Origin of the sequence: Vibrio mimicus CAIM 602, assembly GCF_000338875.1 — a bacterium.
GTDB lineage: Bacteria > Pseudomonadota > Gammaproteobacteria > Enterobacterales > Vibrionaceae > Vibrio > Vibrio mimicus.
On the sequence record NZ_AOMO01000066.1, the window covers coordinates 19,450 to 35,316 of the forward strand.

Here is a 15,867-nt window from a genome sequence, read left to right on the forward strand (position 1 = left end):
GAAGTTGCCGCGGTATTGGCTTTAACTTCGATTGAGTATTACGACTCGAGAAGTGCTGCAATTTCAGGTGGGATCTGGCTGGGCTGCTGGATGCGCACTTGTTTGTGTCGTCCAAGTTCGCCCTTTTCGATCACCACTGAACCTTTTGCTACCTTGCACTGTTTAGCGAGAAACTTGCTCAAGTGTGCATTGGCTTTACCATCAATTGGCGGAGCAGTGATGGCGACTTTGAGTTCCTCATCATGCAGGCCGACAATGCTGTCGCGGCTCGCTTTCGGTTGAATATAGAGTCGCAGCAGTAAATCATCCCCTTCTCGCCATACGGCTGCCATTACAACTGATACCAGATAGGGCCAATAAAATCGCCCATCAGGAAGTTGGCAAATTGCAGCACAATAAACAGCACCAGTACGCTGAGATCAAAGCCGCCCATCACCGGAATAATGCGGCGGATTGGTGCGAGCATAGGTTCAGTCAGTTGGTGGAAAACGTACTCGATTGGGCTACGGCCTTGGCTTACCCAGCTCAGGATAGCGCGGATCAGCAATACCCAGAACAGCAAACCACCTGCGGCTTTAATTAATGAAAGCAGGCCGAGGAATAGGAAATCGGCACTGAAAGTGACGGCTCCACCAGAAGCAATCAGTACCAAAGCCACGTATTTCAGAACGCAGAGTACATAGGCAAACAGCACGGTAGCGAGATCCATGCTACCCAATGAAGGGATTACGCGGCGTAGTGGGCCAACCACGGGTTGTGTGGCTTTAACAATAAATTGCGAAAACGGATTGTAGAAATCGGCGCGAGCGGCTTGTAGCCAAATGCGACAAAATGACCACCATGATATAGAGATCAAACAGTGTGTTGATGAGAAAACTCATTGCATTCATAAGTTGCCCTTATTGATTTTGATGCCGCAAACAGAATGGAAAGTCGCGGCCTTAACGTTAAAACAGTTGTTCCATTTCCTGCGCGCGAGCGACGGCCGCTTGCATTGCTTTCGCGACGATATCGCTGAGTTGGTGATCGTTAAAAGTCTGGATCGCTTGCGCTGTCGTGCCGCCTTTTGACGTCACTTGCTCACGCAGCGTCGCTAGTGATGTTTCTGGGTTTGCTTTCACCATTTCAGCCGCACCAAGTGCAGATTGCTGTACCAGCAAGCGTGCGGTCGCTTCATCAAAGCCTTGTGCCATGGCTTCTTGCTGCATGGCTTGCATAAACAAGAAGAAATAAGCGGGAGCGCTACCTGCGGCAGCAATCACGCTGTTGATGCCGGATTCTTCAGTCACCCAGCACACTTCACCGACGCTTTGCATCAGTTGAGTGGTAAAGGTTTTATCCGCTTCACTCACTGAATCTGGCGCATACAAGCCACTCATACCACGATTAACCAGCGAAGGGGTATTCGGCATCACACGCACTAAATGCAGTTGCGTTGCCAGCATTTCATTGAGTCGTTTCACCGATACGCCTGCTGCAATCGAGATAACTAATTTTCCAGAGAAATCGACTGTTTGCAGTGGCTTACACACGTCTGCCATCAGTTGTGGTTTTACCGCTAACACCACCACATCGGCTTCTTGCGCCGCAGCAAGGTTATCGCTGGTGGTGCGAATGCCATATTGCGCTTCAAGAGGCTCGCGGCGCGTGAGTGAAGGAGCGGTCGCGACGATTTTATTCGCGGCATAACCACTGGCAATCAATCCCGCAATAATGGCGCGCGCCATGTTTCCTGCGCCGATAAAGGCGATGCTTCTCTGTTCCATTCGATGCTCTCAAATCTAAAGTGGTTTCACTTGTCACTACGGGCGATCCCAGTACTAAGCGTTGCGGCTGTAATCACGCTCACCAAAAATCGCCGTACCAATCCGCACAATGGTGCTGCCAGCTTCAATTGCGGCTTGCATATCGCCACTCATGCCCATTGATAAGGTATCAATGTGTGGGTATTTCTGTGCCAGTTGTTGCTGCAACTCGGCTAATTGCGTAAAAGCCGCCAGTTGCGCAGGGTAATCCGGCACGTTTTCTGGGATTGACATCAGTCCTCTTAACGTGAGGTTTGGCAGGCCAGAAATCAATTCAGCTAATGTAAATAATTGTTCCGGTTCGATACCAGATTTTGAGGCTTCACCGCTGGTGTTCACCTGAATCAGCACTTGCAGCGGCGGCATATCCGCAGGGCGCTGTTCATTGAGGCGCAAGGCAATTTTTTCGCGCTCAATGGTGTGTACCCAGTCAAAATGTTCCGCCACCAAGCGCGTTTTATTCGACTGTAGTGGGCCGATAAAGTGCCACTCCAGCGCTAATTGCGGATGATGCTCGGCAAAATAGCGGATTTTATCGACGCCTTCTTGCACATAATTCTCACCAAAGCAGCGTTGTCCTGCTTGGGTTGCTTCAAGAATAGCCTCGACAGGTTTGGTTTTGCTTACCGCGAGAAGTTGCACAGCGCTTCGAGCGCGTCCACACTTTTGTTGTGCGCTTTCGATCTGTGCAGTGATATGTTCAATGTTTTGTTGAATACTACGCATAGCCAGACTTTATTAAGGAATTTAAATGGATATCGCTGAGTTACTGGAATTTAGTGTAAAGCATAACGCGTCAGATCTACATCTTTCTGCAGGTGTTCCACCTATGGTACGGATTGATGGTGAAGTTAGGAAGCTCGGCGTGCCTGCTTTTACTCATTCTGACGTACATCGCTTGGTATTTGAAATAATGAATGATGCCCAGCGCAGTGAATATGAAGAAAAATTAGAAGTCGATTTTTCTTTTGAATTACCCAACGTTGGCCGCTTCCGGGTTAACGCGTTTCACCAATCGCGCGGATGCTCTGCGGTATTTCGTACCATTCCGACGGTGATCCCAACGTTAGATCTGCTTGAAGCTCCTGAGATTTTTACCAAGATCGCCAATTATGAAAAAGGCTTAGTGCTGGTCACTGGACCTACCGGTTCGGGTAAATCCACCACGCTCGCGGCGATGGTTGATTACGTGAATGCCCACCATAACAAGCACATTTTGACCATTGAAGATCCGATTGAATTTGTACACAGCAACAATAAGTGTTTGATCAACCAACGCGAAGTGCACCGTGATACCCATAGTTTTAAAAATGCCCTGCGCTCGGCATTGCGTGAAGACCCAGATGTGATTCTGGTTGGTGAGCTGCGTGACCAAGAAACCATTAGCTTGGCGCTTACCGCGGCAGAAACGGGTCACTTGGTGTTTGGTACACTGCACACCAGCTCGGCGGCAAAAACCATCGACCGTATTATCGACGTGTTTCCCGGTAGCGATAAAGACATGGTGCGCTCAATGCTTTCTGAATCTCTGCGTGCAGTTATCGCACAAAAGCTACTGAAACGAGTTGGTGGTGGCCGTGTTGCTTGCCATGAAATCATGCTGGCGACTCCGGCAATCCGTAACTTGATCCGTGAAGATAAGGTGGCGCAGATGTATTCGATCATCCAAACCGGTGCCGCTCATGGCATGCAGACGATGGAGCAAAATGCGAAGCAACTGATTGCGCGTGGCGTGGTGGATGCGCAAGAAGTGCAGAGCAAAATCGAGTTGGATTTAAAAGCATTTTAGGTAGGTAAACACAGATGGAGTTGAATCAATATCTAGATGGGATGCTGAGCCATAAAGCATCGGATCTTTACATCACCGTTGGAGCGCCGATTTTATATCGGGTCGATGGTGAATTGCGCGCGCAAGGTGAAGTGCTCAGTTTGGCGGATGTGACGACCTTACTGCATGCAATGATGGATGACGCGAGACAAGCGGAATTTAAGCAGACGCGTGAAGCGAACTTTGCTGTAGTACGCGAAAGTGGCCGTTTCCGGGTGAGTGCGTTTTTCCAACGTGAATTGCCGGGAGCGGTGATCCGCCGGATTGAAACGCGTATTCCCACCTTTGAAGAGCTGAAATTACCCGCGGTACTGCAAAATTTAGCGATCGCGAAACGCGGTTTAGTTTTGGTGGTAGGCGCAACCGGTTCGGGTAAATCGACCACTATGGCAGCCATGACCGGCTATCGTAATCAGCACCGCACCGGGCATATATTGACGGTCGAAGATCCGATTGAGTTTGTGCATGAACATAAGCGTTGTATCGTCACCCAACGAGAAGTCGGCTTAGATACTGAAAGCTATGAAGTGGCGTTGAAAAACTCGCTGCGCCAAGCACCGGATATGATTTTGATTGGTGAAATTCGCAGCCGAGAAACCATGCAATACGCGATGACCTTCGCGGAAACGGGGCATTTGTGTATGGCCACACTGCACGCCAACAACGCCAACCAAGCTTTAGAGCGGATTTTGCATTTAGTGCCGAAAGAACAGCGTGAGCAGTTCTTGCTCGACTTGTCACTCAACCTAAAAGGGGTGATTGGCCAGCAACTGTTGCGCGATAAAAACGGCAAAGGGCGACATGGGGTGTTTGAAGTTCTGCTCAATAGTCCACGAGTCGCGGATTTGATTCGCCGCGGCGATCTGCATGAGCTTAAAACGACGATGGCGCGTTCCAAAGAAGTAGGCATGCAGACCTTCGACCAAGCCTTGTACCAACTGGTGGTGGACGACAAAATCAGCGAGCAAGATGCCCTGCACAGTGCGGATTCGGCCAACGATCTGCGTTTGATGCTCAAAACCAAGCGTGGTGATAACTACGGCAGCGGATCTTTGCAGAATGTGAAGATCGATATGGAGTAGCGGTTGGTTGCTTTGTGCGCTTTGCTTTCACTCCCTGCAACTCAAGCGAGTTTGGGATAGAGCTTCGAGTCTGGATTGTGCATACTGCCACTTTCTCGGCTGAATAGGTGGAGTGCGCATGCAGATCACGACTCAAGAATATCTCGCATTAGGTGACGCGATTGCGGCGTTAAAGACGCCGCAATTTACGTCTCGCCTCGTGGCTGTGTTGCGTTGTATTGATGATTTTGATTGTGCGGTGATCTTGGGTTATCGCCCTAAAAAACATCCGATTTATCTGTATGACTCGCTCTCGACCCAGCGTGAGCTGCTGTTTCAGCGTTATCTGACTCACGCCTATCTTGATGATCCTTTCTATATCGCACTCGAACAAAATGCACGCTCAGGTGTGTTTCATCTCTCCGATTTAATGCCGCTCAGTCCACAGCAAAAAGCCTATCAACACCAGTTTTATGCGCAAACCGGCTGGCAAGATGAAGTGAGTTTGGTGGTCAATCTGGATGGAGATCGTTCGATTGTGGTGTATCTCGGCTGCTTTAAGCCGCGCTCTTTTCCACGCGAACAGATTGCCGCGTTGCAACAGCGGTTTACGGTGCTGGAAGCGTTATGCCAGCAGCATTGGCAGCAGCAGCCACTGCGGTTAGCTGAAAGTGCGCAGCAAAGCCAAGAGTTACGGATTTGGGTTGAGCAGGCGATCCAGAGTTTTGGCGCGCAGCGTTTAAGCCCGCGTGAGCAGGAGATCACCGCATTGCTCATTCAAGGTTTAGACTCGCAAGAGATTGCCGATGCGTTGGCAATCAGCCACGGCACAGTCAAAAATCATCGTAAACGCATCTATGCCCAATTGCATGTCAGCTCGTTGAGTGAGCTGTTTCAACTGTTTCTCAATCATCTGATCGGCGCTGCAGCGGGCTAGGATGTCTTTCTTCCCTCGGTCGTCAATCACTAAGATTGTCCCTTTAGGGACATCGCTCCCGATGTTTAAAGTTGGTTACTCTGCTTGGCAAGACTTTTGGGAGGCAGAATGAATTCACAGCAACTTTTTGATGATTTACAGCAGCGCGGTTTGATCGCGCAAAGCACACCTCTGGAAGCGCTGGTTGAGCGCTTTGCTACGCCGCAAGTGCTGTATTGCGGTTTTGATCCCACCGCAGGCAGTTTACACATAGGTCATCTGGTTCCACTGCTGATGCTTAAGCGTTTTCAAAACGCCGGACACCAAGCTATTGCCCTCATCGGTGGCGCCACAGGCATGATTGGCGATCCAAGCTTTAAAGCTAACGAGCGGGTGCTCAATAGTGCGCAAACCGTGCAGCAATGGGTGAGTGACTTAAGTCAGCAAATCACGCAATTGATGGCCTCGCAGAGCGAGAACCCAACATTGCTCATTACTGTTAATAATGCTGATTGGATCGGCAGGATCAATCTGATCGATTTTTTCCGCGATGTGGGTAAACACTTTTCAGTCAACACCATGATCAATCGTGAGTCGGTGAAACAGCGTTTAGCGCGTCCGGATCAAGGTATCTCCTTTACCGAGTTCAGTTACTCTTTACTGCAATCCTATGACTTTGCGCATCTCAATCGTGAGTTTGGTTGCGCGCTGCAAATTGGTGGCAATGATCAGTGGGGCAATATTGTCAGCGGGATTGATTTGACCCGCCGTCTCAATGGTACTGAAGTCGGTGGTTTAACTCTGCCGCTCATAACCAAATCCGATGGCACTAAATTTGGTAAAACTGAAAGTGGCGCCGTGTGGTTAGAGAGCAGCAAAACCTCGCCGTATCGCTTCTACCAGTTTTGGTTAAACAGTGATGATGCGGATGTGTACCGCTTCTTGGCGTATTACACCTTTTTAAGCACGGCTGAGATTGAGGAAATCCGCCAAGCTGATGCGTTACGTGAAGGCAAACCACAAGCGCAGCAGATTTTGGCGGAACAGGTGACCCGTTTTGTGCATGGTGAAGAGGGACTCGCTGCGGCGCAGCGTATTACTCAAGCGCTGTTTAGCGGCGACTTAAGCTATCTCAGCTTAAGTGAGTTGCGTCAGTTGGAACTGGATGGTTTGCCTTGTGTGGCGGCATCACGCACCGACACCTTACTCGATTTGCTGCTCACCTCAGGTTTAGCCAGCTCCAAGCGCCAAGCACGTGAGTGGTTGGAGAATGGGGCGATTCGTGTCAATGGTGAGCGAGTACAGCAAGAAGGCGTCTTATCCGGCTTTGCGCTGTTTGATCGCTACTACGTGCTGCAACGCGGTAAGAAGCAGTTTGCTTTGATCAAATTGGAAGGCTTAACTGAGTAATCACAGCGGTTCTTCTCGGCCAAGAAAAAAGCAGTGGGGTTAGCCCCACTGACTTTCAAACCAACTTTCCAGAATGATCACCGCCGATTGGCAGTCAACATTGCCTTTGCTCAGTGCTTTGTAACCGCCCATGGCGAAAAGTTCTGCGCGCGCTTCGGTGGTGGAAAGGCGCTCATCATGCAGTTTCACAGGCAAACCAAAACGGCCATGCAAACGCTGGGCAAATTTCTTCGCGCGTGGGGTGATGGTTTCCAGATCTTTGCCGTGCAGATCGGTTGGTAGGCCAACAATCAATAAATTTGGTTGCCACTCTTTGATTTGCTTTTCAATTTCATCCCAATTGGGGATGCCATCATTGGCTTTAAACGCTTTCAGCGGTGAAGCCGTGCCAGTGATCTCTTGGCCGATTGCACTGCCAATGCTTTTGGTGCCGTAATCAAAGGCCATAACGGTACGTGACATGGTGTTTCTCTTTCAATAAAAAATGACAGTAAAAATGAGGCTGCGTGATAGCAGCCTTTGATTTGGTTAGGCGTGTCCGGCGTCGCTGGAAAGCTGCGCAGGAGAGATGCCGAGTTTTTGGATCGCCTTTTGCCATTTCTCATGCACGGGCGTGTTAAAAATCAGCTCAGGATCCGCTTCTATGGTTAGCCACGAGTTTTCGGTGAGTTCCACCTCTAACTGGCCAGCAGACCAACCGGAATAGCCGAGCGCGACAATGTAGCCTTCAGGCTCCGCCTCGGTACCGAGTACAGTGAGAATATCCTTCGAGGTTGTGACGGCGATGTCATCGGTCATGTTCATGCTCGATTCGTAGTGATCGCGCGGACGATGCAGAATAAACCCACGATCTTCCGATACCGGACCACCATTAAACACCGGCTTTTTCAGACTCTCTTGGTGAGACTGTGGGTAAGCCGGTTCGATATCAACCTGCTTGAGCATGCCGCCGACCGTAATATCGATCGGCGCATTGATCATTAACCCCATTGCGCCATCTTGGTTGTGCTCGCAGATATAAATCACGCTGCGCTTGAAGTAAGGATCCTTCATGCTCGGCATGGCAACCAGAAAATGATTGGTAAGATTCATACTGTGTCCAACCTCTATTTCACTGCTGTGGCTGCTCACATTGCTGCCGCTTTAAGGCGACGCTCGATGGCATCCATCAACTTGCCTGTGATTGAAATATCGTACGCAGCTTCAATCTCTCGAATACAGGTCGGGCTGGTGACGTTAATTTCGGTCAGTTTATCGCCAATGACATCCAAGCCTACAAACAATAGCCCTTTCTCTTTTAGGGTCGGTGCAACCGCTAGGGCAATTTTCTTATCGGTTTCACTCAGTGGGCGAGGCTCACCACGACCGCCGGCAGCCAAGTTACCGCGGGTTTCACCTTTGGCTGGAATACGCGCCAAGCAGTAAGGCATAGGTTCACCATCAACTACCAAAATGCGTTTGTCACCGTTGCTGATATCTGGCACAAACGTCTGCGCCATGCAGTAATTCTGGCCGTGGTTGGTTAAGGTTTCGATGATCACTGAGAGGTTAGGATCGCCCTCTTTAACGCGGAAAATCGAAGCACCGCCCATACCATCGAGGGGTTTTAGAATTACATCCCCATGCTGTTCACGGAAGGCTTTAATTTTCTCGGCTTTGCGCGTCACCATAGTGATGGGCGTAAGCTCAGGGAACCAAGCAGTGAACAGTTTTTCATTACAATCGCGCAGGCTTTGTGGTTTGTTCACCACTAACACGCCTTCATCTTCCGCACGTTCCAAAATGTAGGTTGCGTAGATGTATTCAGTGTCGAAAGGAGGATCCTTACGCATTAAAATCGCATCCAATTCAGAAAGGGCGATAGTTTGCTCGGATTTGAATTGATACCAACCGTTTGGATCTTCTTTCAGCTCGACAACTTTAGTATCGGCCAGTGCCACACCTTGATCTAAGTGTAGATCATTCATTTCCATATAATGGATTTCATAACCGCGACGCTGCGCTTCAAGCATCATGGCAAAGCTGGAATCTTTTTTGATGTTAATGGAAGCGATGGGATCCATCACAATACCGAGTTTAATCATGGTTTATCTCCATTTAGCCAAGATCGCCGAAACGAACTTGTAGTGCAGTTATCGCCGTGAGTGCCGCCGTTTCTGTGCGCAGTACTCGTGGGCCTAATAAGGTTTCTTCAAACTGGTAACGGCGTGTCATATCAATTTCTTCCGCTGACAAGCCGCCTTCAGGACCAATCAGCAAACGAACTTTGCTCACTGGGGTGGGTAAGGTATTGATCGAGTATTTAGCGCGTGGGTGCAAATTGAGTTTTAGTGCCTCGGTTGGCTCTGAACACCAAGCTTCGAGATCCATAATTGGGCGGATTTCCGGTACGGTATTACGGCCACACTGCTCACAAGCGCTGATCGCAATTTTCTGCCACTGCTGGATCTTCTTCTCGAAGCGTTTTTCATCTAGTTTCACGCCACAACGCTCAGAAAGCAGAGGCGTGATGGTAGTGACACCCAATTCCACCGATTTTTGGATGGTGAACTCCATCTTATCGCCGCGTGAAATCACTTGACCAAGATGTAGATCGAGGGGCGATTCAATGCTGTTCTCCACGCGTTCGGTGATATTGACCAACACCTGTTTTTTGCCGACTTCACTGATCACGGCTGGGAATTCAGCCCCAAAGCCATCGAACAGCAGCACTTCTTGTCCAGCTTGCATACGCAATACGCGACCGATATGCCCTGCGGCATCTTCACTCAGGCTACGGTGCCAAGCTGGTGGATCGGTTCTGGATGATAAATTCGTGGGATGCGCATGCGGATAATTCCTAATCATTAAACGAGGTTACCTTCTTCCAACGTAAAGCGGCAACTTCAGTTGGAAGAGGCATATCTGGCCTCTAACATGGATGCAAGTTGGGCAAAATACAAGGGGGCAGGGTGAGATTCTGCCAATCAGTTCGGGCATTGTTCACGCACAAAGCGGTTCGAGTTGCCTTGCACTTTTTCAATCCGTTGGTCACGCACACATTCCCATTCGCTGACCGGATACTGATTGTTCCATGCCTGCATTAATTGGTTTTGCGCTTTGGAAAGTCGCAAACCGTACTGCTCACTCATATACAGATAAGTGCGAGCAATCGCCCCGCGTGCACGCTCTGGCGGCATGGCTTTGCGCTCTTTGAAGTTCACTTGCATTTCGCATTGGCCGTAGGTGACGCCATCGACGCCATTCCACTGACTGAAATTGAAGTTGGAACGATCGCTATTCACTTCGCCAATCGCCGGAGTAAGGTTGTGCAGATCCGCTTCCATCTGATTGAACTCAGGGCTAGTACGTGTGCAGTTTTTGCGGCCACCTTGTTGCCAGCATTGAAGCTGATGACCAAATTGCCAAGCTGGGACTACATGTTCCCATTCAATACGCGAAGCACGATTCTCATTTTTACGTACTTGATAGCCGCAACTCTCCAGATCCGGGATGCCTTTTTTGCCTTGCCAGCGAATGTCGCAGCCACAGTAAAAAGAGACCGGATGATCACGATAAATCTTCACCGCTTCATTTTTCGCATGACTAAAAGACATGGGGGCGGCAAAGGTGAGAAGAGGCAAGCTCGCCATAAAAGCGGTTATTAAACGGATAATCAGCATGATAGACGTAGATAAGTGGGTTTTTTATCAGTCTAACACTCATAAATTACCTTTGTCGTTGATGCTTTTGTTAGTTTTTAGCGAGAGCAAGGCAAAGCCTATAGAGGTGGCCTCAGCCAATTAAAGGTTAGGATTGGTAGATCAAGTTTTGTTGGCAGCTTTGGCAGCGATACGTGGCTTCACCGCGCAGCACTTTATTGTGACGACGAATGGTGAGCGGATATTCGCGGCATGCACAGCGGTAATGGAAGGTTTTACCTTGCACAGAGGCAACAGAAAACGTGTGGGTGGTTTTGGGTTCGAGTTGAAACACCTGTTTCATCACTTGTTGCCATTCGGCACCGTGTGGACGTACTCGTCCATAAAGCTGATAAGTAATGAGATGAGCGATTTCGTGTGGGATCACTTGCTGGAGGAAGTCATCGACGTTTTCGGCAAACAGCACCGGATTAAGACGAATTTCCCACAGCTGTAAATAGGCTTTACCCGCGGCGCGCCCGCGTAAACGGTAGTTGAGCTTAGGTAGTTTAAAAGGGCGTTGCAAAGTCTCGCTGGCGGTGGCGATACACTGTTTGACTCTCTGCTCAGCTTGGCAGTGCAGATCAAAACGAACCATTACGAGTACTCACTTTTATTGCAACGTCATAAAAAAGGCCCTTTCATTAGAAAGAGCCTTGAACTGTATTGCAATCATCACTGCTTGTCAGCGATTACTTGAAATAATGCTTACTTTAGACCAGCGAAGTCACGCAGTAGCGCGGCTTTGTCTGTCGCTTCCCAAGGGAATTCTTCACGGCCGAAGTGACCGTAAGCTGCGGTTTTCTTGTAGATAGGTTGCAGTAGGTTCAGCATCTCTTGCAGACCGTATGGACGCAGGTCGAAGAACTGACGAACGGCTTCGATGATGATCTCTTGTGATACTTTTTCAGTACCGAAAGTTTCCACCATGATCGACGTTGGATCAGCAACACCGATGGCGTAAGACAGTTGGATTTCACAACGATCAGCCATACCAGCAGCAACGATGTTTTTCGCAACGTAACGCGCTGCGTAAGCCGCTGAACGGTCAACCTTGGATGGATCTTTACCAGAGAATGCACCGCCACCGTGACGAGCTGCGCCGCCGTAGGTATCAACGATGATCTTACGACCCGTCAGACCACAGTCACCCATAGGACCACCGATCACGAAACGACCCGTTGGGTTGATGAAGTATTTGGTCTCTTTGCTCAACCATTCTGCTGGCAGAACAGGCTTGATGATCTCTTCCATTACCGCTTCACGCAGGTCAGGCGTTGAGATGGAGTCACAGTGTTGAGTAGACAGAACCACTGCATCAATACCCACGATCTTGCCTTGGTCGTACTGGAAGGTCACCTGAGATTTTGCATCTGGACGCAACCATGGCAGCGTGCCGTTTTTACGAACTTCTGCTTGGCGCTGCATCAGACGGTGTGCGTAGGTGATTGGTGCTGGCATCAGCACTTCAGTTTCGTTAGTTGCATAACCAAACATGATGCCTTGGTCGCCCGCGCCTTGCTCTTTAGGATCGGCTTTATCAACACCTTGGTTGATGTCTGGCGATTGCTTACCGATGGTGTTCAGTACCGCACAAGAGTTGGCATCAAAGCCCATGTCTGAGTGCACGTAACCAATTTCACGAACGGTCTGACGAGTTAACTCTTCGATATCAACCCAAGCGGAAGTAGTGATTTCACCACCCACCATCACCATGCCAGTTTTTACGTAAGTTTCGCAAGCAACGCGAGCTTTAGGATCTTGCTCAAGAATTGCGTCCAACACTGCATCAGAGATCTGGTCTGCAATTTTATCTGGATGGCCTTCTGATACGGATTCTGAAGTAAACAGGTGCTTAATCGCCATGATAGCTCCAATATTTGTGGTTATTCGGTAACGGCATGAAGTGGCGCTACCGATCAATTTCGTACATTTTGTAGGCGTTTCTACATCTAGACGGCTATTTTAGTGCCGAATGCTCAAATTACAAGCTCTTTTTCTGTTTCGCTTACAACCAAACGTTTGCTTAAAAAAGTCAGCTTTGCCACTACAAAGCGAGAATGTGCTGAAAAGTGTGACCAAATTGGAGCAAAGCACCAGTAAATCGTTTGCAGCAGCAAAGGGGCTTTGCGACAATAGCCGCCACTTATTTTTCGCATCCATTCATATCGCTTATTTCCAATTTAGGAGCCGACATGTCTTCTCGCAAACAACTTGCCAATGCTATCCGTGCCCTGAGCATGGACGGCGTTCAAAAAGCTAACTCTGGTCACCCGGGAGCCCCAATGGGCATGGCGGATATCGCCGAAGTGCTGTGGCGTTCACACTTGAACCACAACCCACAAAACCCCAATTGGGCTGACCGCGACCGTTTCGTACTGTCTAACGGCCACGGCTCAATGCTGATTTACTCGCTGCTGCACCTGAGCGGTTATGAGCTGTCGATTGACGATTTGAAAAACTTCCGTCAACTGCACTCCAAAACACCGGGTCACCCAGAGTACGGTTACGCACCGGGCATCGAAACCACTACTGGCCCACTGGGTCAAGGCATCACTAATGCCGTAGGTATGGCGATTGCTGAGAAAGCACTGGCAGCGCAGTTCAACAAACCGGGTCATGACATCGTTGACCACTTCACTTATGTATTCATGGGTGACGGCTGTTTGATGGAAGGCATTTCGCACGAAGCGTGTTCACTAGCTGGCACTCTTGGCCTTGGCAAACTGATTGCGTTCTGGGATGACAACGGTATCTCTATCGACGGTCACGTTGAAGGCTGGTTCTCAGACGACACACCAAAACGCTTTGAAGCTTACGGCTGGCACGTAATCCCAGCAGTTGATGGTCACGATGCGGACGCGATTAACGCAGCGATTGAAGCGGCGAAAGCAGAAACTTCTCGCCCAACGCTGATTTGTGCTAAAACCATCATCGGTTTCGGCTCACCAAATAAAGCAGGTTCACACGACTGTCACGGCGCACCACTGGGCAACGATGAAATCAAAGCCGCGCGTGAATTCCTAGGTTGGGAATACGCTCCTTTTGAAATCCCGGCTGACATCTACGCAGCGTGGGATGCCAAAGCAGCAGGCGCAAGCAAAGAAGCCGCTTGGGATGAGAAATTCGCCGCTTACGCGAAAGCTTACCCAGCCGAAGCCGCTGAATACAAACGCCGCGTAGCCGGTGAACTGCCAGCCAATTGGGAAGCGGCCACCAGCGAGATTATCGCCAACCTGCAAGCCAACCCTGCCAACATCGCTTCGCGTAAAGCATCACAAAACGCGTTGGAAGCGTTCGGCAAACTGCTGCCAGAATTTATGGGCGGCTCAGCTGACCTAGCACCTTCTAACCTCACCATGTGGTCTGGCTCGAAGTCTTTGGAAACAAACGACTTCTCTGGTAACTACATCCACTACGGTGTACGTGAGTTTGGTATGACGGCCATCATCAATGGTATCGCGCTGCACGGCGGTTTCGTCCCTTACGGCGCGACCTTCCTGATGTTTATGGAATACGCCCGTAACGCCATGCGTATGGCGGCACTGATGAAAGTGCAAAACATCCAAGTTTACACGCACGACTCGATTGGTCTGGGTGAAGATGGTCCAACCCACCAACCGGTTGAGCAAATCGCTTCCCTGCGTATGACGCCAAACATGAGCACATGGCGTCCGTGTGACCAAGTAGAATCGGCAGTGGCGTGGAAACTGGCGATTGAGCGTAAAGATGCGCCATCTGCGCTGATTTTCTCGCGTCAAAACCTCGCACAGCAACCACGCAGCGCTGAGCAAGTCGCGAACATCGCCAAAGGTGGCTATATCCTGAAAGATTGTGTAGGCCAACCTGAACTAATTCTGATTGCCACAGGCTCTGAAGTGGAACTCGCGGTTGCGGCTTACGAGCAACTGAGCGCCGAAGGTAAAGCGGTGCGCGTGGTGTCTATGCCATCCACCGATGCGTTTGATAAGCAAGATGCAGCCTACCGTGAAGCAGTTCTGCCAGCGGCAGTGACCAAGCGTATCGCGATTGAAGCCGGTATTGCCGACTTCTGGTACAAGTATGTTGGCTTTGGTGGTCGCATCATCGGCATGACTAGCTTTGGTGAATCAGCGCCAGCCGGTGAACTGTTCAAACTGTTTGGTTTCACTACTGAAAATGTGGTGAAACAAGCCAAAGAACTGCTGGCGTAATTGAACGCCATTCTTTGTGAAGCAAAGAAATGATTGATAACTAAAATCCCGCTTCGGCGGGATTTTTTATTGCCACTCATCAGGCCTTGCTTGGCGTAGTGCATCAATAAATAGGCGAAGCCGAAGTGGGTGTCGACCGAGTGGATAAAAGCAGTTAATTTCTGTGGGTTGAGATTGCCACCCATCAACGCAAGAAATCACACTCCCCGGGTGGGCTCGTTCAAACCCATTGGCAAACCAAGTCGGGAGCAAACCAATACCGCGACCTTTGGCAATTGCATCGGCTTGCATCGCAAGATTATCGCTTTGTAAACGGCTCTCCAGCGCAGGTAATTCATAGCTGCCGAGTTGTGGATGATGCAATGCAACAGCGGCTTGTCGAAACGCAATAAAATCAATCCACGGGTGATGGATAAGCTCTCGAGGGTGGTTGGGTTTATCCCGATGTGTCAAGTATTTGGGAGAGGCGTAGGCTGCGTATCGCCAATGGCCGAGTCGTTCTTTGCGATAGCCCATAGGAGCTGTGTTATCAATCCAGATGATCAAATCTGGCTCAAATACCGCATCACCATGCTGAAATTGGCTAAGTAAACGGATCTTCAATGTCGAATGCTGCTGCATAAACTCATCCAACACTTGGCTGAGCCAGCCGCGGATCAAATTGGGGTGCACGACCAACGTGAGTTCACCAGTGACCTGATTATTCAATTCCTGCAACGCTTCCTGACTTTTATGCGCCAGTTCAAGTAACTGCTCTGAGTAAACAGCAAACACTTCACCTGCTTTGGTGAGTGTTAAGCGGTTGCCCTGACGCATCAACAAGCTTTGTCCTAAATCCTCCTCAAGCTGCGCTAAACGGCGGCTCAAAGTCGATTTAGGCTGCTCAAGCGCCTTGGCGGCGGCAGTCAGGCTCTTATGTTGGCAAAGCGCATGGAAGGCTTTTACGGAGCTGAGATCTTGCATAGCTATTTGAC

Annotated in this window: 16 protein-coding genes and 2 pseudogenes; 5 read left to right on the plus strand and 13 right to left on the minus strand. The window is 49.7% G+C overall.

Translation table 11 applies throughout. The features are described from left to right. Positions 1-38: 38 nt before the first annotated feature. The 4 genes and pseudogenes from yggU to D908_RS03410 all read right to left on the minus strand — a co-directional run bounded on the left by yggU (position 39) and on the right by D908_RS03410 (position 2,531). The gene (gene yggU / locus D908_RS03425) at positions 39-332 is read right to left on the minus strand and encodes a DUF167 family protein YggU (RefSeq protein WP_005526753.1); all 294 of its coding nucleotides are present in this window, start codon (positions 330-332) and stop codon (positions 39-41) included. Then, positions 332-890, minus strand: a pseudogene (locus tag D908_RS03420) (YggT family protein). The gene yggU and the pseudogene D908_RS03420 overlap by 1 nt, the downstream one beginning before the upstream one ends. Positions 891-947: 57 nt before the next feature. Next, a complete protein-coding gene (gene proC / locus D908_RS03415; protein WP_005526757.1) occupies positions 948-1,766 on the minus strand; it encodes a pyrroline-5-carboxylate reductase in 819 nt (272 codons plus the stop codon). A 54-nt stretch (positions 1,767-1,820) separates the two neighbouring features. After that, positions 1,821-2,531: a YggS family pyridoxal phosphate-dependent enzyme gene (locus D908_RS03410; protein ID WP_005526759.1), complete on the minus strand. Its 711-nt coding sequence runs from the start codon at positions 2,529-2,531 to the stop codon at positions 1,821-1,823. Between the two features lie 25 nt (positions 2,532-2,556). Between D908_RS03410 and D908_RS03405 the strand changes: the two genes are divergently transcribed. The 4 genes from D908_RS03405 to tyrS all read left to right on the plus strand — a co-directional run bounded on the left by D908_RS03405 (position 2,557) and on the right by tyrS (position 7,020). Continuing rightward, positions 2,557-3,594, plus strand: a complete 1,038-nt coding sequence (locus D908_RS03405; protein ID WP_005526760.1) for a type IV pilus twitching motility protein PilT — start codon at positions 2,557-2,559, stop codon at positions 3,592-3,594. Between the two features lie 14 nt (positions 3,595-3,608). Next, on the plus strand, positions 3,609-4,715 hold the full coding sequence (locus D908_RS03400) for a PilT/PilU family type 4a pilus ATPase (protein ID WP_000422570.1): 1,107 nt from the start codon (positions 3,609-3,611) through the stop codon (positions 4,713-4,715). Positions 4,716-4,827: 112 nt separating this feature from the next. Continuing rightward, the gene (locus D908_RS03395; protein ID WP_082321051.1) at positions 4,828-5,631 is read left to right on the plus strand and encodes a helix-turn-helix transcriptional regulator; all 804 of its coding nucleotides are present in this window, start codon (positions 4,828-4,830) and stop codon (positions 5,629-5,631) included. Between the two features lie 108 nt (positions 5,632-5,739). Further along, entirely contained in the window at positions 5,740-7,020 is a 1,281-nt protein-coding gene (gene tyrS / locus D908_RS03390; protein WP_005526763.1) for a tyrosine--tRNA ligase, read from the plus strand. Between the two features lie 39 nt (positions 7,021-7,059). Here tyrS and ruvX read toward each other — a convergent pair whose 3' ends face one another. The 8 genes and pseudogenes from ruvX to D908_RS03350 all read right to left on the minus strand — a co-directional run bounded on the left by ruvX (position 7,060) and on the right by D908_RS03350 (position 12,859). Then, positions 7,060-7,482: a Holliday junction resolvase RuvX gene (gene ruvX, locus D908_RS03385; protein WP_005526765.1), complete on the minus strand. Its 423-nt coding sequence runs from the start codon at positions 7,480-7,482 to the stop codon at positions 7,060-7,062. Between the two features lie 66 nt (positions 7,483-7,548). After that, positions 7,549-8,112: a YqgE/AlgH family protein gene (locus tag D908_RS03380; RefSeq protein WP_005526767.1), complete on the minus strand. Its 564-nt coding sequence runs from the start codon at positions 8,110-8,112 to the stop codon at positions 7,549-7,551. 35 nt (positions 8,113-8,147) lie between these two features. Next, the gene (gene gshB, locus D908_RS03375) at positions 8,148-9,104 is read right to left on the minus strand and encodes a glutathione synthase (RefSeq protein WP_000593303.1); all 957 of its coding nucleotides are present in this window, start codon (positions 9,102-9,104) and stop codon (positions 8,148-8,150) included. Positions 9,105-9,117: 13 nt separating this feature from the next. Beyond that, positions 9,118-9,848: pseudogene (gene rsmE, locus D908_RS03370) on the minus strand (16S rRNA (uracil(1498)-N(3))-methyltransferase). 138 nt (positions 9,849-9,986) lie between these two features. Next, positions 9,987-10,682, minus strand: a complete 696-nt coding sequence (gene xds / locus D908_RS03365) for an extracellular deoxyribonuclease Dns (protein ID WP_005526772.1) — start codon at positions 10,680-10,682, stop codon at positions 9,987-9,989. A gap of 127 nt (positions 10,683-10,809) precedes the next feature. After that, positions 10,810-11,298, minus strand: coding sequence for a SprT family zinc-dependent metalloprotease (locus D908_RS03360; RefSeq protein ID WP_005526774.1), 489 nt, complete (start codon positions 11,296-11,298; stop codon positions 10,810-10,812). A 110-nt stretch (positions 11,299-11,408) separates the two neighbouring features. After that, positions 11,409-12,566, minus strand: coding sequence for a methionine adenosyltransferase (metK, locus tag D908_RS03355; RefSeq protein ID WP_000985187.1), 1,158 nt, complete (start codon positions 12,564-12,566; stop codon positions 11,409-11,411). Positions 12,567-12,679: 113 nt separating this feature from the next. Next, on the minus strand, positions 12,680-12,859 hold the full coding sequence (locus D908_RS03350; RefSeq protein WP_001226873.1) for a hypothetical protein: 180 nt from the start codon (positions 12,857-12,859) through the stop codon (positions 12,680-12,682). 36 nt (positions 12,860-12,895) lie between these two features. Here D908_RS03350 and tkt point away from each other — a divergent pair, with 36 nt between their 5' ends. After that, complete coding sequence (gene tkt, locus D908_RS03345; protein WP_005526781.1) at positions 12,896-14,893, plus strand: transketolase; 1,998 nt, start codon at positions 12,896-12,898, stop codon at positions 14,891-14,893. 66 nt (positions 14,894-14,959) lie between these two features. Here tkt and D908_RS03340 read toward each other — a convergent pair whose 3' ends face one another. Further along, positions 14,960-15,856, minus strand: a complete 897-nt coding sequence (locus D908_RS03340) for a LysR family transcriptional regulator (RefSeq protein ID WP_005526783.1) — start codon at positions 15,854-15,856, stop codon at positions 14,960-14,962. Positions 15,857-15,867 lie beyond the last annotated feature (11 nt).